This window comes from Microcystis sp. M109S1 (assembly GCF_020247025.1).
GTDB lineage: Bacteria > Cyanobacteriota > Cyanobacteriia > Cyanobacteriales > Microcystaceae > Microcystis.
Genome location: NZ_JADBRW010000282.1, coordinates 1 through 20,282 on the forward strand (window position 1 = coordinate 1; position 20,282 = coordinate 20,282).

A 20,282-nucleotide genomic window follows, 5' to 3' on the forward strand; every position below is an offset into this window, starting at 1 on the left:
GAAAGGTCGCGAAAGTCTGTGGACTTTGTGTAAGACAGTACATGGTTTTTTAACCGTGGTATGCAACGGTGGTTGAAGCAGAAACTTAAATCGTGAGGTTTAGGAATCACCGTCCGTTTACGGCGGTGAGGATGTCAACATAACCCCCCGTCAAGCCTTAGATATTCTTCAACAGCTTATCCCTACCTAGGATGAAAATAATTATAAATTTCCTTAGCTAATTGTTCCCCAATTCCTGTCACCTGTTGCAATTGTTCTAGGGAAGCTTCGCGAATATAATCCAGAGAATGAAAATGAGCTAATAACTCTTTTTGTCGCTTAAAACCTAACCCCGGTATCTCATCAAGACGGGAACGGCGACTTTTTTGCATCCTTTGTTGTCGGTGAAAGCTAACAGCAAAGCGATGCGCTTCATCCCTGACTCGACGCAATAATTGCACTCCGGGTTGTTCCTTATCTGTCTCTAAAGGAAGGGATTCCCCCGGTAAAAAAATCTCCTCTCTCTGTTTAGCTAAACTAACAACTTTTACCTGTTCTAATAAATTCATCTCCCCTAAAACTGTCACCACTGCCGATAATTGTCCCTTTCCCCCATCAATCATGACCAAATCGGGAAAATCATCACTTTCGGCAATATTATCGGTATTTTCGGCATAAAGACGGAAACGCCGCCGAATTACTTCTGCTAAACTGGCAAAATCATCGGAATGGCCGATTTTAACTTCGGGATTTTTGATTTTATAGTGACGATAATGTTGATTAGCGGCCACCCCATCGATAAACACCACTCCCGACGCGACTGCATTAGAACCCTGAATATGAGAAATATCATAACCCTCAATGCGGTGGGGCAGCGCTGGTAAATCGAGAATTACCGCTAAATCCTGCAAAGACTGTAAATCCCGGTCAGCGCTTCTTTTCGTCTTTTCTAACTCATAAAGAGCGTTTTTCTCGACCATAGCTAATAAATCCGCTTTACTTTGCCGTTGGGGTACAGTTAACTCGACTTTGCGACCTTTTTTTTCCCTTAACCACCCCGCTAACACCTCACCTTCCGGTAATTCGCAGGGTAACAGGATTTCGCTGGGAATTTCCACCCCTTCCACCGATAAATAATGTTCTTCCAGGACTTTTTGCAGGATTTCTCCCTCGTTTGCGGACTGACTATCGGCAAAAAATCCCAAACGTGCCACCAAACGACCGGAACGCACTTGAAATAATTGTATGCAACAATGCTGCTCGTCTTTAGCTAAAGCGATCGCGTCCCGGGATACGGTATCATCGGGTAAAGAGACTTTTTGATCGGTATTAAGAGCCTGTAATCCGCGAATTTGATCCCTAATCGTGGCCGCTTGTTCAAAATCTAGGTTTTCCGACGCTTCTAGCATCTTTGCTGCTAATTTCTCTAATAATTCTCCCGTCCTTCCCTGAAAAATCATCGCCACTTTCTGCAAGGTTTCCCGATAATCTTGGGGACTAATTAATTTTTGACAAACCCCCGGACAACGACCGATATCATAATTTAAACAGGGACGGTCTTTAAAAAGAGGTTGGGGACGTTGACGCAGGGGAAAAGTGCGTTTAATTAGGTGTAGGGTGTAGCGCAGCAGCCTGGTATCGACGTAGGGACCATAATAACGGTCTTTTTGGTTATTTATGCCACGTTTGCGGGTAATAAAAATGCGCGGGTAGGTTTCCGACCAAGTAATACAAATGTATGGATATTTTTTATCGTCCTTGAGGAGAGTATTAAAATGGGGTTGATGTTGTTTAATTAGATTAGCTTCCAGGGCCAAAGATTCTGCTTCCGTGTCGGTGACGATAAATTCAATTTCTGTCACCTGTCGCACCATCAAAGCAATGCGGGGACTGAGGGGTTGACTGGGACGAAAATAGGAACGGACTCTAGACCGGAGTTTTTTGGATTTACCGATGTAGAGAATTTCGCCATTTTGGTCGCGCAGGAAGTACACTCCCGGTTCGAGGGGAATTTCCCGAAGACGATTTTCTAGGCGATCGAGGTCTTGGATTAGGGTAGAGTTAAGATTATTCCCGAACATCTTTTTATATTAGACAAAAAAATTACGCCAGTGGGTATTAGCTGACGTTTGGCAAGATATTCAGGGCAAATCTTCACAAAAATTAATAGGCTTCCGATTCGATTTGCTTAATCGGGACGAAACATTCTCCGGGGAGAAGAATCGGTTTATTGTTAAAAATCAATTGGCCCCGATGATTGTCGCGGTTAATAGCGACACCGAAAGGACGTTTACTAACTCTGCTATTGAGGGTACAGTAGATGCGATAAATGCGTCTGGCTGCCCGTAAGACAGTAGGATCTAATAAAATTGGGATTTCCATATCGACACGCTGTTGTTCTGTGTTCTGGGATAGGGCTACCATATAAGTCGTCTCCCCACGATTAAATTGACATATTTATTAAATCAATGTTATACGACGATTTCCGATTATGCCACTTTTGTTAGGATTCTAAAACTTTTAGGATGGCCTGGCCCATAGCTTGGCATCCCACTAAGGTCATACCTTCCGAGAAAATATCTCCGGTACGATAACCGAACTCTAAGACTTTTTCTACGGCTTTTTCCAGCGCTGCTGCCGCTAAAGGCTGATTTAGCCCATATTTTAACATCATAGCAGCGCTGAGAATCTGGGCGATCGGATTGGCTTTATCTTGGCCGGCGATATCCGGGGCCGAACCGTGGACGGGTTCAAAAACTCCCACTCCAGCAGTCCCTAGACTAGCGGAGGGTAACATTCCGATACTACCGGTTAACATGGCCGCTTCATCGGAGAGAATATCACCGAATAAATTGCCCGTGACGATAGTATCAAATTGTTTGGGGGCCCGGACTAACTGCATGGCTGCGTTATCGACGTAGAGATGGGAAAGTTCCACATCGGGATAATTAGCGGCCATTTTCGTCACCCGGTCGCGCCAAAGTTGGGAAACATCAAGAACATTAGCTTTATCGACGGAACAGAGTTTATGGCCGCGTTTTTGGGCAATTTCAAAGGCTACCTTAGCGATGCGGTCCACCTCCGACTCCGAGTAAACCATGCTATTTAAACCGCGTTTTTCTCCCGTTTCTGTCTCAAAAATCCCCTTCGGTTGACCGAAGTAGATACCCCCGGTCAATTCCCGGACCACCATGATATCCACTCCCTCGATAATCTCCCGTTTGAGACTAGAAGCGTCGATTAATTGCGGAAAAATGGTGGCAGGACGCAAATTAGCAAAAAGACCTAAGCCAGATCTTAAGCCTAATAATCCCGTTTCTGGCCTTTGCTGCCGGGGCAAATTATCCCATTTATAACCCCCGATAGCGGCCAAGAGAACAGCATCACTATTTTTACAGGCGCTCAGGGTTGCTTCGGGGAGGGGACTGCCGGTTTCATCAATGGCTGCCCCTCCAATTAAAGCGGTTTGGAAGTCAAACTGGAGGTCAAATTTTTTACCGATGACTTTCAGTATCTCTACGGTGACAGCGAGGATTTCCGGCCCGATGCCATCGCCTGGTAGTAGGGTAATGCGATACTGTTGCGTCATAGTTCTAGAACGGTAAAATAGGTCAGCCTTGTCATTATAGCATAGTTAGGGCGGCTTTTTTCTCCTGAAAATGTCAATCTTTGCCAGAAAAACTGGGAAACTGCCGCCGAATTAGCTAGGGAAATTCTCGATCTTCCGGTATTAATTAAAGGGGCAGTTAATCCCCGATAACTACACTAATTCTACATGGGAATCATCCCCGATCATAAAGCGTAAAGCTTTTGGACGTTGGGGGGCAATTTCTAATTTTGCCCGTCGTCCGATAACACTATCAACTATGCGCTGATGAATGCCAATAATCGTGGCATCTTTGAGAATAACACTGTGTTCTATGTCGGCATCGATTAATTTTACTCCATTAGCCACACTACTGTAGGGACCGATAAAACAATTCTCAATGTGACAATTTTCTCCAATAATGACAGGGCCGCGAATGGTACTATTAATAATTTTACTACCCTGACCAATTTGTACCCGTCCGATTACCTGACTATTAGCATCAATTTCTCCCTGCAAAGCGATTTCTAGACTGGTATCAAGGATAATCCGATTGGCTTCTAATAAATCATCTTTTTTCCCCGTATCTAACCACCAACCCAGCAGTTTATTCGCTTCTACTGCTTTATTTTGATTGATTAATTCTTGGATAGCGTCGGTAATTTCTAACTCACCCCGGGCTGAAGGTTGAATAGATGCGATCGCTTGATGAATGGTGGGGGCAAAAAAATAAATCCCTACCAAAGCTAAATTTGAGGGGGGGTCTTTGGGTTTTTCGACTAAGTATAAAACTTTGCCGGTTTCATCTACTTTTGCCACCCCAAAAGCACTAGGATTAGATACTTTTCGCAGGAGAATTAAAGCAGCAAGGGACTGTTTTTGGAAAGAGTCTAAAAAGGGCGATAAATCATCCTCGATTAGGTTATCACCCAAGTACATAATAAAGGGGGAATCTGCTAGGAAAGATTGGGCAGTTTTAACCGCGTGAGCTAATCCAGCTGGTTGATCTTGGCGAATATAAGTTATCTTAGCCCCAAACTGTTCACCATTGCCCGTGGTCTGACGAATTTCTTCCCCGGTTTCGGGACTGATAATAATGCCAATATCAGTAATTCCTGCGGCGACAATTGATTCGATTCCATACCATAAAATCGGTTTATTAGCCACGGGAACTAACTGTTTTGCTCCAGTATAGGTTAGGGGACGTAACCTCGTACCTTTACCACCAGATAAAATTAGTGCTTTCATAGTTTTAAAGATTAAATAGTTGGTTGAGCATAGCTTTGAGAGAATCCCGCCAATAGGAAGGAATATAACCCAATTGTTGCGAGATTTTTTGACCGGAAAGAACCGAGTAGGCCGGACGCGCCGCCGGGGTAGGATATTCAGCAGTAGTAATGGGAATTACTCTCTGAATTTTTAAGGGAATACCGCTTATTTTTGCCTCCTCAAAAATCGCTTTAGTTAAATCAAACCAGCTGGCGACACCGCTATTAGTAAAATTATAGATTCCTGCGGGATTATCGGCATTAATTAAAAGCTGAGTAATTGCCGCGGCGATATCTTTTGCCCAAGTGGGACTTCCCACCTGATCAACAACTACTTTTAACTCCTCTCTTTCCTTGCCTAATCTCAGCATGGTTTTGACAAAATTACTTTTGCCATAACTGCCGTAAACCCAAGCAGTCCGCAGGATAATTGCCTGAGAATTAACAGTCTTAATCTCCTCTTCTCCCCTTAACTTTGATTGTCCATAAACCCCTAAAGGATTAGTTAGATCGGTTTCTAAATAGGGGGTATTTTTTCGACCATCAAACACATAATCGGTGGAAATATGGAGAAATTTAGCTTGAATTTTCTCGGCAGATTCCGCCATGATTTTCGGGGCTGTAGCATTGATAGAATAGGCTAATTCGGGCTCGGTTTCGGCTTTATCCACTGCCGTATAAGCGGCGGCATTAACCAGATAATCGGGGTGAATTTCCCTAATTAACTGGCCGATTTTTTCTGAGTTAGTTAAATCTAGTTCTTCTCGACTGATACTAATAACTTCACCTAGCTGGGGTAAAGTTAATTGTAACTCTTGTCCTACTTGACCTTTAGCACCAATTAGTAAAACTTTTGTCATTGTCTTTAGGGGAAAACTTCCACGGATTTAAAGGGTTGTCCAGCTTGGTCTTTAGGGGAGAGAATCGGGGGGGGCTCTAGAGGCCAGTCAATCCCCAAATCGGCATCATTCCAGGCAATGGTTTTTTCGTATTGGGGATAATAATAATTAGTGGTTTTGTAGAGAAATTCGGCTCGATCGGAGAGGACTAGAAAACCATGGGCAAAACCTTCCGGGACCCAGAAAATACGTTTATTTTCCGCACTTAAAACACAGCCTACCCATTGCCCAAAAGTGGGAGAACTTTTACGCGCATCCACTGCCACATCAAAAACACTACCGCTCACTACTCGCACCAGTTTACCCTGGGGATTGGGGATTTGATAGTGCAATCCTCGCAGGACATTTTTTAAGGACATAGAGTGATTATCCTGGACAAAAGTGGTATTAACACCAGTTTTTTCTCGAAAATCTTTCTGATTAAAACTTTCCAAGAAAAAACCTCGATCGTCTCCGTAAACTTGCGGTTCAATGATTAAAACATCAGGAATTTCCGTCGGAATAACTTTCATAAAATCGGAGACAATATAACTTTTGCGGGTAGTCTAGCACAAAAGGGTATTTTTTTCTAAATTTTTTTATTAATCTTTCCTCGGTAACTGAATAATGATAAGATGAGCCTAACTTAGTCAGAGCATAAACGACGTGGTACAAGTCTCTAAACACACCGCTACTCAATCTATCCCCGTGGAGGGAGAAGCCTTAAAAAACTGGTTACAGACTAGGGCTAATCAGATTATCGCCGGCGATCGACTCAGTCAGCAAGAGGCCCTAGCTTTAACTGCGATCGAAGGTCAGGAAAATATTTTCAGCTTATGTGAGGCTGCCGATCGCATTCGTCAGGCCTGTTGTGGTAATACGGTGGATTTATGTAGCATTATCAACATAAAATCGGGAAGTTGTTCGGAAAATTGTAGTTTTTGTTCCCAATCCGTCCACCATCCCGGTCAAGATTCGCCTATCTACGGTTTAAAAAGTCGCGAGGAAATCGTCAGCCATGCGAAAGCGGCAGCCGACGCGGGGGCCAAACGCTTCTGTTTAGTTAGTCAAGGACGGGGATTAAAGTACAATAGCCCCAAATCGAAGGAATTCGAGGAAATACTGGCCACAGTTCAAGAAATCATCGAAACGGCCAAGATTAAACCCTGTTGCGCCCTAGGAGAGTTAACCCTTGCCCAAGCGCAAGCCTTAAAAGAAGCCGGAGTTACCCGTTATAATCACAATCTGGAGGCTGCCGAGAATTTTTATCCTAACGTGGTCTCCACCCACAGTTGGCAGGATCGGGTAGAAACGGTAAAAAACCTGAAAGCGGCGGGAATTCAAGCTTGTACGGGCGGAATTATCGGTATGGGCGAAAGTTGGCAGGACAGGATCGATTTAGCTTTTTCCCTAGCGGAATTAGAGGTGGAATCAGTGCCGATTAACCTATTAAACCCCAGAAGTGGCACCCCTCTAGGTCATTTACCCAAACTGGAGCCCTTTACTGCCTTAAAAGCGATCGCTATTTTCCGGTTTATTTTACCCCAACAAATCCTCCGTTATGCCGGGGGACGAGAGGCGGTGATGGGAGAATTGCAAAATCTGGGGCTAAAATCGGGAATTAATGCTATGCTAATTGGACATTATTTGACCACTCTAGGACAACCCCCCCAACAGGATCAGGCGATGTTGGCTGATCTTAGTTTAATAGGAGGAGAAGCCCCCATCCCCGGTGAATACCAACCCCAACAGGCAACCTAAATCACGTCGAGGACGAGAATCTCCGCCGCGGCGCGCTTCCGTATCGGTTCCCAATGAGTTACTCTGGGCTTTGATTGGTTTGTTGCTGACCATCTTTAGTACATTTGTTCCAGTAAGCCTAGCTAGTTGGTCGGCTACGGGTCTATCCTCGCAAAAACTAGGCATAACTTACCAAATTGGGGCAGTATTGTTAACGGGCTGTCTGGGGGGCAAAAATGCCGGGCTTCTTGCCCAGGTGGCCTATATTTTTCTCGGTTTAACTTGGTTGCCCGTGTTTGCCCAGGGTGGGGGAATGGGTTATCTGAAAGAAGCCAGTTTTGGCTATATTTTAGGCTTTATGCCGGGGGCATGGCTGTGTGGTTGGCTGGCTTTTCGCTGGCGCGCCAAGATAGAAACCCTGGCTTTAAGTGCTTTTGCCGGTTTGTTAGTGATTCATCTGTGCGGTTTATTATATATGCTGGGATTGTCGATTTTTCAGCCCCAAGCCGGTCAAATCACCTTTCCCGATAGTTTGCCCACCCTATTTATGAATTATTCAGTCTGGCCATTTTTAGGGCAGTTAGTAGTAATTTGTGTGGTGGTAATTATTGCCTTTTTCTTCCGTAAATTATTATTTTATTGATGCCACAGCCAATGTTAAAAAAGAATCGCTGGTTTTGGATAGTGGCGGTGATTGGTCTAATTTTAGACCAAGTAACTAAGTATATAACCGTGCAGAGTTTTGAGCAAATTGGTGATACTTTCCCGATTATTCCGGGGGTTTTTCATTTTACCTATGTGATTAATACTGGGGCGGCTTTTAGTGCTTTTCGGGGCGGTGTTGGTTGGCTAAAATGGCTATCCTTATTAGTTAGTTTGGGATTAATGGCTTTTGCTTACTTTGGACCGCATTTAAATCGTTGGGAACAATTGGCCTACGGTTTTATTTTAGCAGGAGCTTTCGGCAATGGTATCGATCGCTTTTTGTTTGGTTATGTGGTGGATTTTCTCGATTTTCGATTGATTAATTTTCCTGTTTTTAATCTGGCTGATGTCTTTATTAATATCGGGATTATTTGCCTATTAATTTCTAACTTTCCCCACAATTTAAGCAAATAAGTATATATTGACTGTTCAAAAAAAATTGGGGATTTAGTATTATATTCCTGGAGTCCTGATCATTTAAATATTTTGGAAATCTAGATAATTCCTGTTGAGTAACAATCATTTTGACCTCTAGAAAAAACTTAATTGAAGCTCATTTACCTAGATAACAATAAGCTATTATTCCTGTTTTTTATCGGTGCTGGGTGGATGCCAACCTCCCCGGATCCATAATCGACGAACTTTAACGATAAAACCTTCATTATGATTGTCATCATTTAAGTCCAAACGTTCAATAGTTGCCCTAGCGATGGGAGTAAGTCCCACTATTTTTAAAGCATCTGGTGTCCAGATAAAATGTTCTTGCCAATGCTGTTGGCGCGGATTGAATATTTCTACTTCTTGTTCTGTTTTCGGATCAATTGCCTTGATAAAATTGTAGCGATATCTGTTACATCTTTGGCAAGCTAAAGCTAAGTTTGCTAATTCATCTTTACCTCCTAAAGATTTGGGCTGAATGTGATCTACTTCAAATAATGCGGCACTAATTTCTTCTGAAGAATGACAGTATTCACACAGATAGTTGGCTCTTGCTCGGACTTGTAATCGAGTTGTGATAGTAATCATTTAGATTCAGCAACTATTCGCGCATTTAAGAGCGTGAAAATCTCGTTTAACTCTAAAATACCAGCTAATTCTGCGGTCTCTTGAGAATTAAGTTGGGAATTTTTTTCTAGTTCCCGTAGTTCCTCCAATCGACACTGCAATTCCTCGGTGAATTTAAAGAGATAATTTTCCCTTACTGGCGATAGCTTAATTCCTTTTTCAATCCAAGAAGAGGGCTTGACCATCAGTTGAGTTAACATCACTTTCTCCTTACCTTTAATACCTAACTTTAATCCTAACACGATTAGTTATCCTCGATCGGGTGAGCAATGCCCACCCGAAAAACTATGCTTCTGTTTCAGAATTAGAGCGATCGAATTTACTAACTAACTGAGGATTTTCTGACCAAGCATCGATAATACTCATATTACCATTGAGAAAATTCTGTTTAATAGCGCGGCGTTGAATTTTGCCACTGGCAGTTTTAAGAATTGTCCCCGATTTGGCCAAAACAATGGCATGGGTCATAATTTCGTGTTCTTCGGCGATTTCTTGACGGATATCGGCAACTAATTTGGCCGTATCTAATGCCCCGCTGCGACGTTCTAATTCCTGGACAATAACTAACTGTTCCTCACCGTTATCTTCAATGGAAAAAGCCGCGCCATAATCGGGACGAAAAACCTCATTAAGATGCTGTACTGACCATTCTAAATCTTGGGGATAATGATTACTGCCACGGACAATAATTAAATCCTTAATCCGTCCCGTGATATGTAATTCCCCATCGAGAAGAAAACCTAAATCTCCGGTGCGTAAAAACGGTCCTTCTCCTGTATCGGCAAGATAAGCTTGAAAAGTCTCTTTAGTTGCGTCTTCCCGTTGCCAATATCCAGCGGCCATACTGGGGTCACTGGCCCAAATTTCGCCCACTTCATCGGCTGCACAAAGGGTGAAAGTATCGGGATTAACGATAGCTATACGGGTATCACAGACGCGACGACCACAACTGGGGACGTATCTAACTCCAGTGGTTCGATCGGAACCTACAGGGACAATTTTACCGCGTTCGTAGGCGGTTGTATCCAAAGCGGTAATAATTGGGGTGGTTCCCTTGGGTTTATTGGAAATCAAGAGGGTATATTCAGCTAATCCGTAGGCAGGGGCGAAAGTTGACCAAGAAAAGCCGTAATCTGCAAAAGTATCGACAAATTTGGCCATTACCTTCGGATTAATCGGTTCGGCGGCATTTCCTGCGGCCTGCCAACTGCTCAGGTCTAATTCCGCTAAATCGGCAGCTTTAATCCTGCGAGTACAAAGATCATAGGCGAAGTTGGGCGCTTGACTATGAGTAACTTTGTACTTAGTAATATTTTTTAACCACTGCATCGGACGCTTAATAAAAGCAAAGGGAGACATGAGATAGCAGGGTGTCCCGTTGTAGAGGGGGACTGTGATACCTTCGACTAACCCGTAATCGTGGAAATAGGGCATCCAAGTTAGGGTAACGCTATCCGGTTCGTAACCACAAGCTTTTTGCAAGTAACCGCAATGGTGCATCAGGTTAAAATGACTTAACATCACCCCTTTGGGGATATTAGTCGAACCGGAGGTATATTGCAGATAAGCAAGCGCCGATTTATCCACCTGGGGATCTTGCCATTGGTCCGCCAGGGAAATATCAATACTTTCGGTGGTAATCCATTTCATTTGGTCGAATTCTGGAAATTCTTCCTTAACACCTTCAATAAGAGTCAGAATACTTTCGGTAACTAGGGCAAAGGTGGCATTAGCATCCTTGACAATTGCCCGCAAACGGGGCAAAGTGCGCTTAAGTCGTCCCGATTCCGGTGGGGGGACGGGAATGGCAATCACTCCCGCGTAGAGACAACCACAAAAAGCGGCCACTACTTCTAAACTTTGAGGATAGAGTAATAGGGCGCGTTCTCCTTGGGCCTGGTATTTTTGCAGATGGGCTGCGATTGCTCTTGCTTGGCGATCGAGTTCACTGTAGGTTAAAGGTGGGGTTTCTTTTTTACCATCGATAAGAAAAGTGTAGGCATGGCCCTCTGGTTGTGCCGTGGCGCGGTAACGTAAGAGTTCTACTAGGGTTGCGGGTTGAATTAGGGTTTCAGTCATCGTTGTTATCGGGCTTATTGGGGCTATTGTATAGAAGTTTTAACATATTTGCCGATGGCGCTAGGATAAAGTGCCGAAGGCGATCGGTCAAGGGTGTAGGATTAAGTTAGGGGCAAAAATCCCCCAGCACCATCTCTAAAGTAATTGGAAAAAGCTATAATTAATTAACTCTAAAATACCGGGAAAAAGTCATGACAGCCCTAGACATTATCCCAGAAGTTACCTGTCCCCCCACAGATTTATGGAGTGATGAACCGCCCAGAGCGCATTTAGGGAGTGATAAACAATCTCTTGAGCAAGAGATTAAGGATATAAAAAAACAGATTGCCTTATTAACTCATGATTAATTTAATTTTTGAAAATTTCTTTTAGGAGGTACATAAAAATGGCTGATGATAAAAATTCAGAAACTATGTTTTCCAAGGTCATCTCTGCGATTTTAATAGCTCTCATTGCAGGAGGAACGTCTCCATGGTGGTGGAATAAAATTTTTTGTCCAGACGGTGTTCTTTGCACTGAAGGTCATTTCAACTTAAAAGGAAAAACAGTTTGGATACATATTTCTGCTGAGTCTCAAAGAAATGAGGCAGAGTATTTGCTGAGAAAACTAAATGACAATGGAGCGCAAGTTATTGCTGTGACAAATCTTGTTAAAGAGGGAACAGTAGATTCTAATAATCACAATCCACAAAATCAAAGTTATGAAAAAGTTTTTTCAGAAGATGGAAAAATATTAGTTAAATTTTTTTATGATGAAGATAGAGATGCCGCTAAAGAAATCAAGACATTAATAGGTAGAAATAATATTATCCTAGCTGACAATACACAAGCCAGTGCAAAAGATCCGCAAGGTATAATTGAGGTTTGGTATCCGTGGAGTCAACAATAAATCAAGTGAGTTTTTCTTGGAAATTTGAGATTACTGAAATTGGTGGTTACTACCGTAAAGGAGGTTACGATTATTTAACAAAAATAATTCCAATCATGGAGAAATGGAATCTATATGAATGGTTAAAATAATTTACTAATACAATCAGTTTTTTGTAAAAATTGGCTATCTTAATCATTTTTGATGTTCTATTTTAAGCCGCCACTTCTGGACATATTTATTATGGTATTAAAACTGGTTTTAATCAAGCTTTTGTGATTGATGGTGCAAAACGAGCAGAATTAATCGCTAAAGATACTAAAAGTGCAGAGATTATTAAACCTTTAGCTGTGGGTGATGATGTGCGTAAATGGCATATTAGAAATAAAGATAAATACTTAATTGTTACCCCTATTGGAATTAACATTAAAAGATATCCTGCTTTGAACATTTAAACCAGTGGAAGTTTGAGCTAGAGAAACGCTATGATAAAGGTAAATTTTACTGGTAATTACGAGCTTGTGATTACTATGCAGAATTTGAAAACCCCAAGATTGTTTATCCTGATATTGCTAAAGAGTCTCGTTTTACATTAGATGAAAAAGGTCTTTATATTAATGATACAGTTTTTATTATTTCTATTAATTATTTATAGCAGTTCTTGCATCTGTGAGGTACAATTTTACCTTTGCTGATTAAGCTTTTCAGGATCAAGAATGTACGTTTTGTGAACAGGAAACGCTATATATTTGCAGCAGTATTAGGAGATGCACAGAAACATGGAAGAATACGGCTAAAACGTCAATATATAGCCAAAATTCCCATCCCTCCCGCTTCTGAATCTGAAAAAGAACCCATCATTAAATTAGTACAAAAATGCTTAGATGCCAAAGGAGTTAACTGTGAAGAATGGGAAAAAGAGATAGATGAGAGAGTAGCGGCATTGTATGGACTGTAAGGGGTTAGATACCCGACTTCTTTAAGAAGTCGGGTATCTGAAATCAAGATATAATTATTAAAACCCCCAAGAGAATGAAACCATGACACAAGCAACCACTCACTCACAAACCATCTTAGAAAAACTGCAAACCCTCACCCCCCAACAACAGCAATCAGTAATAGATTTTATTGAATTCTTGCAATTTAAGGCAGAGAAGACAGAAATTACTGAAGAAGAAGAACCGATTTCATTCTATGAAGCAGCCAAAGAATATATTGGTTGTGTTGATGGGGGACCGGGGGACTTAGCCACCAATAAAGACTATCTTCGAGGTATTGGCAGCAAATGAAGTCAACTTCTTTAAGAAGTCGGGTATCTGAAATCAAGATATAATTATTAAAAACCCCAAGAGAATTAAACCATGACACAAGCAATCACTGACGAAAAAACCATTTTAGAAAAACTACAAACCCTCACCCCCCAACAACAGCAATCAGTAATAGATTTTATTGAATTCTTGCAATTTAAGGCAGAGAAGACAGAAATTACTGAAGAAGAAGAACCGATTTATGCTTATGAATCAGCTAAAGATTTAGTCGGGTCTGTGGAAAGTGGACCGGGGGACTTAGCCACCAATAAAGAAAAAATGGCATGGGAACAACTAGAAACTCTTATTGGAGTCTGGAAAAATCAACCAGAACTCGATGATATCTTTTCTGAAATTGACCGAGAATGCCATGCCGATCTACATTAACCAAATTTGCCAACCAGTTACCGATAATACTCGTCATTTTGAAAATATTTCTAATCTAGTAATAGAAAACTGGTTACAGCCCTAAAATTCAAAAATTGAACTATGCCTACCCACGACATCATCGACAATCGCCAGCAAAAATTAGTCGATAACATCAACCAAATTCTCCACTCCTCAGAAGCCGCTCATTTTGCCGTCGGTTACTTCTTCCTCTCCGGCTTTACTGCGATCGCACCTCGTCTCGCCACCATCCCACAAATGCGCCTCCTGATTGGCAACACCAGCAACCGGGAAACCATCGAACAACTAGCAGAAGGCTACCGCCGCTTAGAACTAATTAAAGACCATCTAGAGGCACAAGAATACCCCAAACGGACAGAACGCAAGCAGATGGCAACAGAAACCGCCGAAAATATTCGTTCCAGCGTCGAACTAATGGACCAAACAGATGAAGCAGAAACCTTAGTAAAAAATCTGGTTCAAATGATTGAAGAAAAACGCCTTCAGGTGCGAGTTTATACTAAAGGGCGACTCCATGCTAAAGCTTATATCTTTGACTACGGGACAATTTATAACCAGCAGGGACAACCCCTAGAACGTCAAGAAAAAGGTCTTGCTATCGTTGGTTCTTCTAACCTTACTTTATCAGGAATTTCCCACAATACCGAACTTAATGTTATCGTTCACGGTAATGAAAATCATACCAGTTTAACAGAATGGTTCAATCAACTTTGGGACGAAGCAACAGAATTTGATCAAACACTGATGCAGTCTTTAAAACAGTCTTGGGCGATGATTCCAGTACGTCCCTACGACATCTATATGAAAACTCTCTATATGCTTGTGCGCGATCGATTGACAGAAGAAACTGCCAGCGAAATCATGATAGATAACGAAATTACCGAGAAACTAGCAGACTTTCAAAAAGTAGCCGTTGAACACGCGATCAAACTCATCCGCGAGTATGGAGGTTGTTTTGTTTCCGATGTGGTAGGACTAGGAAAAAGCTTTATTGGTGCTGCCATTGTCAAACGTTTTGAACAAGTGGAAAAAGCCCGCCCCTTAATTATTTGTCCAGCGCCACTGCTGGAAATGTGGGAACGCTACAACGAAATTTATCAACTTAACGCCCGTATTTTATCGATGGGATTGCTGCGGGAAAATGATATAAGTGGCATCAGGGTTTTATTAGAAGATTTTAAATACAAAGATCGAGATTTTATCTTAATTGATGAAAGTCATAACCTGCGGAATGACGCAACCCAAAGATATAAAATCGTCGAAGCCTTTTTAGCAGCTGGGAGACAATGCTGTTTTTTAACAGCAACTCCTCGTAATAAAAGTGCTTGGGATATTTATCATCAGATTAAGCTCTTTCATCAAGATGATAAGACAGATTTACCCATAGATCCGCCCGATCTAAAAGAATATTTTCGATTAGTAGAGAAAGGCGAAAAACAGTTACCTGACTTGTTATCTAACATCTTAATCCGGCGCACTCGCAACCATATTTTACGCTGGTACGGCTTTGATGCCAAGACTCATAAACCCGTAGATGCAGACAATTTCAAGGATTATTTAAACGGAAATCAACGCGCTTACGTTATTGTGGGCGGTAAGCATCAGTTTTTTACCAAAAGAGAACTACAAACTATTGAATATAGTATTGAAGATACCTATCAAGGACTTTACCAAGAACTGCGCCAATATTTAGGGAAATCTCGCCAACGGCAACCAGCCAACCCTCGTAAAAATGAACTTGGCTATGCTCGTTATGGTTTGGGAAATTATGTATTACCAAATAAGCGCAAACAAGAACCATTACTCAGTTTACAAACTGGGGGAGCAAATTTAAGAGGACTGATGCGAGTCCTCTTATTCAAACGCTTTGAATCTAGCGTTTATGCCTTCCAAGAAACTGTTAAGAAATTACTGCAAGTCCATCAACGCTTTCGAGAAGCTTTACGCCAAGGAATTATCCCCGCCGGGGAAGAAGCTCAGGCAATTCTCTATGAGCCAAACAATGGGGAAGAACAAGACATTATCGATGCTTTGCGTCAGGCATCGGGAAAGTATAATATAGCTGATTTTGATGCCCCAAGATTGCAGAAACACCTCGAACATGACATCCAATTGCTAGAGAAAATTTTGTACTTAGTTGAGCCAATTACTCCAGAAAAAGATGCGAAATTACAAACCCTCAAAAGCTGGTTGAATAAACCGCCGCTGCAAGAGAGCAAGTGCCTCATTTTTACTCAGTATGCTGATACTGCCTATTACTTGTATCAAAACCTCAATCCTAACGGCGATCGAGACGATCTAGAAGTCATCTACAGTGGCGATAAAAATAAGGCGCGGGTAGTGGGTAGATTTGCCCCCAAAGCCAACAAATACTATAAATTGACCCCAGGAGAGTCGGAAATCAAGACTTTAATTGCTACCGATGTTTTAGCCGAAGGTTTAAACCTACAAGATGGCAACCTGATTATTAATTATGACCTGCATTGGAATCCCGTCCGACTTATTCAAAGATTTGGTCGGATTGATCGGATTGGCAGCGAGAATGATGTGGTTTACGGCTTTAATTTTCTCCCAGAGACGGGATTAGAGCGGAATCTAGGATTACGGCAAAAACTCAAAAACCGCATTCAAGAAATTCATGAAACTATCGGTGAGGATGCGGCAATTCTTGACCCCACAGAACAGCTTAACGAAGAGGCTATGTATGCAATTTATGAAACAAGTGGCAGCAATCAATTAAGTTTGTTTGAAAATGAGGGAGAATTTCTCGACCTCAACGAAGCGGAAGAAATTCTCAGACAACTCCAGCGAGAAAATCCGGCTGAATACGAACGGATAGCTAACCTGCCTCACGGCATCCGCACGGCTCGCTTTTCTCTCAATAAGGGCATAATTGTCTTCTGTGAAGCTTCTTATCCTAACCGCAAAGATTGGAAGGCCTACCAGCAATTATATTGGCTCGATGAACGGGGAGAGATCATATCCAAAGATATTGCCCGCATTTTAGGAATGCTCAAAAGTAACCGAGAAGAAGCCGGACTGCCGCTGCCCAAAAATTACAACCAAGCAGTCATGCAAGTCAAGGTTAAATTTGCCCAAGAAGTCCAACATCGCCAATCGGAACGGGAGTACAGCCGTTCTCTGACTCAAGCACAGCGCTACATCTTGCGAGAATTGGGACTGCTGTTCAAAACCACTCAGGATGAAGAAATCCGTAAGCAGGTTAACCTATTAGAACAGGCCTTTCGCCAACCGATTACCACTGTACTGAAGCGCGAGTTAAACCTGATCAAGCGCCGTAGCCTAACAGGAGAAACTTTGTTTAGCGAACTAAAGAAACTATACACCCAACACGAGATGCGCGACTGGTTAGATCGCCGCCGCTTGCAAGGTGAGGAGCAACCAATTCCCATCATTATTTGCAGTCAGGCTTTAGTTTAGAAACGACGGGAGCGATCGCCCTGTCCCTTACCCCCTCAGAAAAGGTGGGGGTTTCTTTTCTACCACCGATAAGTGTCGATGGCGCTAGGATAAAGTGCCGAAGGCGATCGGTCAAGGGTGTAGGATTAAGTTAGGGGCTAAAGTCCCCCAGCACCATCTCTAAAGTAGTGAGAAAAAAGCTACAATTAATCAATCCTAAAATACCGGGAAAAAGTCATGACAGCCCTAGACATTATCCCAGAAGTTACCTGTCCCCCCACAGATTTATGGAGTGATGAACCACCATTGGAAAGTGATCTACATCTGCAACAGATCATCATTCTCCTTAGTTGTCTAGAATTATTATGGCGCGAGAGGAGTGACTACTACGCTTCGGGAAATCTAACCATCTACTACAACGAGGAACAACTGAAAAAGCGTGATTTCTGTGGTCCAGATTTTTTTGTGGTTTTAGATACCGAAAAACGTCCCCGCAAAAGTTGGGTGGTTTGGGGAGAACAGGGTAAATATCCCGATGTAATTGTCGAGATTCTTTCCGATTCTACGGCCAATATTGACCGCAATAACAAGAAAATTCTCTATCAAAATACCTTTCGCACTCCTAATTATTTTTGGTTCGATCCCAATAGTTTAGAATTGCAAGGATTTAGACTAATTGAGGGACAATATCAAGCCATTTTTCCCAATGACCAAGGTTATTTGTGGAGTGAACAGTTAGGATTATATTTAGGCATATTTGACCGTAAACTGCGTTATTTTAGCGCCGATGGTCAATTAGTCCCCACTCCTCAAGAAGCCGAATTACAGCAACGACAGGCAAAAGAACAGGCTCTTTTAGAGAAAGAACAGGCTCTTTTAGAGAAAGAACAGGCTCTTTTAGAGAAAGAAAGGGAACGACAAGCTAAAGAAAAATTGGCCCAAAAATTGCGAGAATTAGGCATCGATCCCGATACAGTTTAGGGGAAATCTGATCAGTAGGGTTTGAAGACAAAATAACAAACTCTGCTATAAGATTAAAAAACAAAATTATTTTCTAGCAGTTATGGTGACAGCAGCGCCCCTAGTGGGTGTGATTATGGGCAGTGATTCCGACTTACCCACCATGAAAGAAGCGATCGCAGTTTTAGAGGTTTTTCAGATTAGCCACGAAGTCGCCATTGTCTCGGCCCATCGTACCCCCGAAAAAATGTTTGAATACGGCAAAAACGCTCATTTACGGGGAATAAAAGTGATTATCGCTGGAGCCGGCGGCGCTGCCCATTTACCCGGAATGGTAGCATCTTTAACCCCCTTACCCGTCATTGGAGTCCCCGTAGTCACGCGCACTTTACAAGGGTTAGACTCTCTCTATTCAATTGTACAGATGCCCGCAGGCATTCCTGTGGCCACGGTGGCGATCGGTAATGCCAAAAATGCCGGACTTTTAGCGGTTCAAATTCTCGCCACCGGTAATATTGATCTTTTAGAGCAAGTTATCGCCTATCGTCAATCCCTCACCGATTCCGTCCTCGAAAAACAAAGCAATCTTCAACGACTAGGCTATCAAGACTATCTAGAGCAGAGTTCACCTAAGTAGGGTAGATTGAGAAAAGATTAAGTAACAAATTATGAAGTAATTATGCGTTGGATCACCGCTTGTGTATTGAGTCTGTTACTCTTTTTTGCCCTACCCATAGCGGCTTATGCCGATACCCCGACTATTAGCGAAGAACAGATTAGAGAAGGGGAAGTTATCGCCGAAAAAGCCCTAGAAGCCACAGAAAAAGGGGATTACGTCCAGGCCGAAAGCTATTGGACCGAATTAGTCGCCAAATTCCCCACTAATCCCGCCGTCTGGAGTAATCGCGGCAATGCCAGAGTTAGTCTCAATAAATTAGAGGATGCGATCGCTGATTTCAACCAAGCGATCGCCATTGCCCCCGATGCCCCCGATCCCTACCTCAATCGCGGCACCGCTTTAGAGGGAGAAGGCAAATATCAAGAAGCGATCGCCGATTATAATAAAGTTTTAGAATTGGCTCCCAATGATGCCTTTGCCTATAACAATCGCGGCAACGCCGAGGGCGGTTTAGGAGACTGGGAAGCCGCCGTCAAAGACTATCGCCAAGCTACTCAACTAGCCCCGAATTTTGCCTGGGCGCAAGCTAATCTGGCTCTGGCCCTGTACGAATTGGGCAGATATCCGGAAGCAGTCCAAAAAATGCGGAATATTGCCCGCAAATACCCCATGTTTCCCGATGTCAGAGCCGCCTTAAGCGCCGTTTTATGGACCCAAGGACAACAGGGAGAGGCGGAAAGCAATTGGGTAGCCGCCGTCGGCATGGATACCCGCTATCAAGACCTCGATTGGGTAAAAAGCGTGCGCCGTTGGCCGCCAAATATGGTTCTAGCCTTAGATAAGTTTCTTAACTTAAAGTAAAGAAGGACTAAATAGTAATTTTTCTGGCAGTAGCGGGACTGAGGGGCAAATTATCCAGAAATCGGCGACTAAGATACAATTGTGATGTGCTGGGTTGTACTGCATTTAAACTGCGGCGGGGAATTTTTAGGACAATTGATCAGACTTCCTCGACCCAGATCTGGTTAAATTATCGTTTCTGGACGACCAGCTACTCTTCCCCGTTCCCCAAAAAGAAAACTTTGTACCTTACCATTAAGTTGACATCCTCACCGCCGTAAAACGGACGGTGATTCCCAAACCTCACGATTTAGGTTTCTGCTTCTTTCCCTTGCGGGGTTCCGCACCTGCCTTAACAGATTTACTCTGTTAAGGTCTTATGGTCGCTCTACAGACTGACACCGCAAGTCCTGCGGCCAAAATGTTTTTACTAGCGTTAATATCTCGGTCATGGTGTGTCCCACAGTCTGGACAATCCCACTCTCGAACATTTAACGGCATTTTCTCAGCAATATACCCGCAATTACTACACCTTTTAGAACTAGGAAACCATCTATCTA

The 20,282-nt window shown here is 42.7% G+C and carries 22 protein-coding genes and 1 pseudogene; 13 read left to right on the forward strand and 10 right to left on the reverse strand.

Annotation, left to right across the window (positions count from 1 at the left end; all coding sequences use genetic code 11):
• Window positions 1-182 precede the first annotated feature (182 nt).
• The 6 genes from uvrC to rfbC form a co-directional block, all read right to left on the reverse strand.
• Window positions 183-2,060 (reverse strand): excinuclease ABC subunit UvrC, encoded by a 1,878-nt coding sequence (gene uvrC, locus IM322_RS14140; protein WP_287676711.1) that lies wholly within the window; start codon window positions 2,058-2,060, stop codon window positions 183-185.
• 82 nt (window positions 2,061-2,142) lie between these two features.
• Entirely contained in the window at window positions 2,143-2,403 is a 261-nt protein-coding gene (locus IM322_RS14145) for a hypothetical protein (protein ID WP_286825427.1), read from the reverse strand.
• A 79-nt stretch (window positions 2,404-2,482) separates the two neighbouring features.
• On the reverse strand, window positions 2,483-3,568 hold the full coding sequence (gene leuB / locus IM322_RS14150; RefSeq protein WP_287078062.1) for a 3-isopropylmalate dehydrogenase: 1,086 nt from the start codon (window positions 3,566-3,568) through the stop codon (window positions 2,483-2,485).
• 171 nt (window positions 3,569-3,739) lie between these two features.
• Window positions 3,740-4,813 carry a glucose-1-phosphate thymidylyltransferase gene (locus IM322_RS14155; RefSeq protein WP_286825429.1) on the reverse strand — a complete coding sequence of 358 codons (1,074 nt, stop codon included), beginning with the start codon at window positions 4,811-4,813 and terminating at the stop codon, window positions 3,740-3,742.
• 4 nt (window positions 4,814-4,817) lie between these two features.
• Complete coding sequence (gene rfbD / locus IM322_RS14160) at window positions 4,818-5,693, reverse strand: dTDP-4-dehydrorhamnose reductase (RefSeq protein ID WP_287676716.1); 876 nt, start codon at window positions 5,691-5,693, stop codon at window positions 4,818-4,820.
• Window positions 5,694-5,698: 5 nt separating this feature from the next.
• Window positions 5,699-6,244 carry a dTDP-4-dehydrorhamnose 3,5-epimerase gene (rfbC, locus tag IM322_RS14165; RefSeq protein ID WP_287676718.1) on the reverse strand — a complete coding sequence of 182 codons (546 nt, stop codon included), beginning with the start codon at window positions 6,242-6,244 and terminating at the stop codon, window positions 5,699-5,701.
• A 133-nt stretch (window positions 6,245-6,377) separates the two neighbouring features.
• On the opposite strand from rfbC, the gene bioB reads away from it, so the two are divergent.
• Genes bioB through lspA form a run of 3 tightly spaced genes read left to right on the forward strand, consistent with a single transcriptional unit; the run spans window position 6,378 to window position 8,570 of the window.
• Complete coding sequence (gene bioB / locus IM322_RS14170) at window positions 6,378-7,472, forward strand: biotin synthase BioB (RefSeq protein WP_287676720.1); 1,095 nt, start codon at window positions 6,378-6,380, stop codon at window positions 7,470-7,472.
• Window positions 7,444-8,094 (forward strand): biotin transporter BioY, encoded by a 651-nt coding sequence (locus tag IM322_RS14175; protein WP_286825432.1) that lies wholly within the window; start codon window positions 7,444-7,446, stop codon window positions 8,092-8,094. The genes bioB and IM322_RS14175 overlap by 29 nt, the downstream gene beginning before the upstream one ends.
• 11 nt (window positions 8,095-8,105) lie before the next feature.
• Complete coding sequence (gene lspA / locus IM322_RS14180) at window positions 8,106-8,570, forward strand: signal peptidase II (RefSeq protein ID WP_287676724.1); 465 nt, start codon at window positions 8,106-8,108, stop codon at window positions 8,568-8,570.
• Window positions 8,571-8,735: 165 nt separating this feature from the next.
• On the opposite strand, the gene IM322_RS14185 is transcribed toward lspA, so the two are convergent.
• Genes IM322_RS14185 through IM322_RS14195 form a run of 3 tightly spaced genes read right to left on the reverse strand, consistent with a single transcriptional unit; the run spans window position 8,736 to window position 11,300 of the window.
• Window positions 8,736-9,182, reverse strand: coding sequence for an HNH endonuclease (locus IM322_RS14185; protein WP_286825433.1), 447 nt, complete (start codon window positions 9,180-9,182; stop codon window positions 8,736-8,738).
• Window positions 9,179-9,463 (reverse strand): hypothetical protein, encoded by a 285-nt coding sequence (locus IM322_RS14190; protein WP_286825434.1) that lies wholly within the window; start codon window positions 9,461-9,463, stop codon window positions 9,179-9,181. The genes IM322_RS14185 and IM322_RS14190 overlap by 4 nt, the downstream gene beginning before the upstream one ends.
• Before the next feature lie 43 nt (window positions 9,464-9,506).
• On the reverse strand, window positions 9,507-11,300 hold the full coding sequence (locus IM322_RS14195; protein WP_287676726.1) for a fatty acyl-AMP ligase: 1,794 nt from the start codon (window positions 11,298-11,300) through the stop codon (window positions 9,507-9,509).
• 191 nt (window positions 11,301-11,491) lie between these two features.
• On the opposite strand from IM322_RS14195, the gene IM322_RS14200 reads away from it, so the two are divergent.
• The 10 genes from IM322_RS14200 to IM322_RS14250 all read left to right on the forward strand — a co-directional run bounded on the left by IM322_RS14200 (window position 11,492) and on the right by IM322_RS14250 (window position 19,743).
• Entirely contained in the window at window positions 11,492-11,647 is a 156-nt protein-coding gene (locus IM322_RS14200) for a hypothetical protein (RefSeq protein WP_158201576.1), read from the forward strand.
• Window positions 11,648-11,685: 38 nt separating this feature from the next.
• Window positions 11,686-12,189: a hypothetical protein gene (locus tag IM322_RS14205; RefSeq protein WP_287676728.1), complete on the forward strand. Its 504-nt coding sequence runs from the start codon at window positions 11,686-11,688 to the stop codon at window positions 12,187-12,189.
• Between the two features lie 254 nt (window positions 12,190-12,443).
• Complete coding sequence (locus IM322_RS14210; RefSeq protein ID WP_271973227.1) at window positions 12,444-12,623, forward strand: hypothetical protein; 180 nt, start codon at window positions 12,444-12,446, stop codon at window positions 12,621-12,623.
• A gap of 272 nt (window positions 12,624-12,895) precedes the next feature.
• Window positions 12,896-13,126 (forward strand): hypothetical protein, encoded by a 231-nt coding sequence (locus IM322_RS14220; protein WP_287676732.1) that lies wholly within the window; start codon window positions 12,896-12,898, stop codon window positions 13,124-13,126.
• A gap of 82 nt (window positions 13,127-13,208) precedes the next feature.
• Window positions 13,209-13,457 (forward strand): hypothetical protein, encoded by a 249-nt coding sequence (locus IM322_RS14225; protein ID WP_287676734.1) that lies wholly within the window; start codon window positions 13,209-13,211, stop codon window positions 13,455-13,457.
• Between the two features lie 72 nt (window positions 13,458-13,529).
• Window positions 13,530-13,862: a hypothetical protein gene (locus IM322_RS14230; protein ID WP_287676736.1), complete on the forward strand. Its 333-nt coding sequence runs from the start codon at window positions 13,530-13,532 to the stop codon at window positions 13,860-13,862.
• 102 nt (window positions 13,863-13,964) lie between these two features.
• Window positions 13,965-17,324, forward strand: coding sequence for a helicase-related protein (locus IM322_RS14235; RefSeq protein WP_287676738.1), 3,360 nt, complete (start codon window positions 13,965-13,967; stop codon window positions 17,322-17,324).
• A 216-nt stretch (window positions 17,325-17,540) separates the two neighbouring features.
• A complete protein-coding gene (locus IM322_RS14240) occupies window positions 17,541-18,284 on the forward strand; it encodes a Uma2 family endonuclease (protein WP_287676741.1) in 744 nt (247 codons plus the stop codon).
• An 82-nt stretch (window positions 18,285-18,366) separates the two neighbouring features.
• On the forward strand, window positions 18,367-18,900 hold the full coding sequence (purE, locus tag IM322_RS14245; protein ID WP_287676743.1) for a 5-(carboxyamino)imidazole ribonucleotide mutase: 534 nt from the start codon (window positions 18,367-18,369) through the stop codon (window positions 18,898-18,900).
• Between the two features lie 42 nt (window positions 18,901-18,942).
• Complete coding sequence (locus IM322_RS14250; RefSeq protein WP_287676746.1) at window positions 18,943-19,743, forward strand: tetratricopeptide repeat protein; 801 nt, start codon at window positions 18,943-18,945, stop codon at window positions 19,741-19,743.
• Window positions 19,744-20,025: 282 nt separating this feature from the next.
• Here the strand turns inward: IM322_RS14250 and IM322_RS14255 are convergent.
• A pseudogene (locus IM322_RS14255) lies at window positions 20,026-20,282 on the reverse strand (zinc ribbon domain-containing protein); the annotation flags it as partial.

Coding starts and splice junctions, on each gene's coding strand:
- IM322_RS14230 (WP_287676736.1), top strand. CDS start 13,530: ATGACACAAGCAATCACTGACGAAAAAACCATTTTAGAAAAACTACAA.
- lspA (WP_287676724.1), top strand. CDS start 8,106: ATGTTAAAAAAGAATCGCTGGTTTTGGATAGTGGCGGTGATTGGTCTA.
- IM322_RS14145 (WP_286825427.1), bottom strand. CDS start 2,403: ATGGTAGCCCTATCCCAGAACACAGAACAACAGCGTGTCGATATGGAA.
- IM322_RS14155 (WP_286825429.1), bottom strand. CDS start 4,813: ATGAAAGCACTAATTTTATCTGGTGGTAAAGGTACGAGGTTACGTCCC.
- IM322_RS14225 (WP_287676734.1), top strand. CDS start 13,209: ATGACACAAGCAACCACTCACTCACAAACCATCTTAGAAAAACTGCAA.
- IM322_RS14195 (WP_287676726.1), bottom strand. CDS start 11,300: ATGACTGAAACCCTAATTCAACCCGCAACCCTAGTAGAACTCTTACGT.
- IM322_RS14240 (WP_287676741.1), top strand. CDS start 17,541: ATGACAGCCCTAGACATTATCCCAGAAGTTACCTGTCCCCCCACAGAT.
- IM322_RS14235 (WP_287676738.1), top strand. CDS start 13,965: ATGCCTACCCACGACATCATCGACAATCGCCAGCAAAAATTAGTCGAT.
- IM322_RS14250 (WP_287676746.1), top strand. CDS start 18,943: ATGCGTTGGATCACCGCTTGTGTATTGAGTCTGTTACTCTTTTTTGCC.
- IM322_RS14185 (WP_286825433.1), bottom strand. CDS start 9,182: ATGATTACTATCACAACTCGATTACAAGTCCGAGCAAGAGCCAACTAT.
- IM322_RS14200 (WP_158201576.1), top strand. CDS start 11,492: ATGACAGCCCTAGACATTATCCCAGAAGTTACCTGTCCCCCCACAGAT.
- IM322_RS14205 (WP_287676728.1), top strand. CDS start 11,686: ATGGCTGATGATAAAAATTCAGAAACTATGTTTTCCAAGGTCATCTCT.
- rfbC (WP_287676718.1), bottom strand. CDS start 6,244: ATGAAAGTTATTCCGACGGAAATTCCTGATGTTTTAATCATTGAACCG.
- purE (WP_287676743.1), top strand. CDS start 18,367: ATGGTGACAGCAGCGCCCCTAGTGGGTGTGATTATGGGCAGTGATTCC.
- leuB (WP_287078062.1), bottom strand. CDS start 3,568: ATGACGCAACAGTATCGCATTACCCTACTACCAGGCGATGGCATCGGG.
- rfbD (WP_287676716.1), bottom strand. CDS start 5,693: ATGACAAAAGTTTTACTAATTGGTGCTAAAGGTCAAGTAGGACAAGAG.
- uvrC (WP_287676711.1), bottom strand. CDS start 2,060: ATGTTCGGGAATAATCTTAACTCTACCCTAATCCAAGACCTCGATCGC.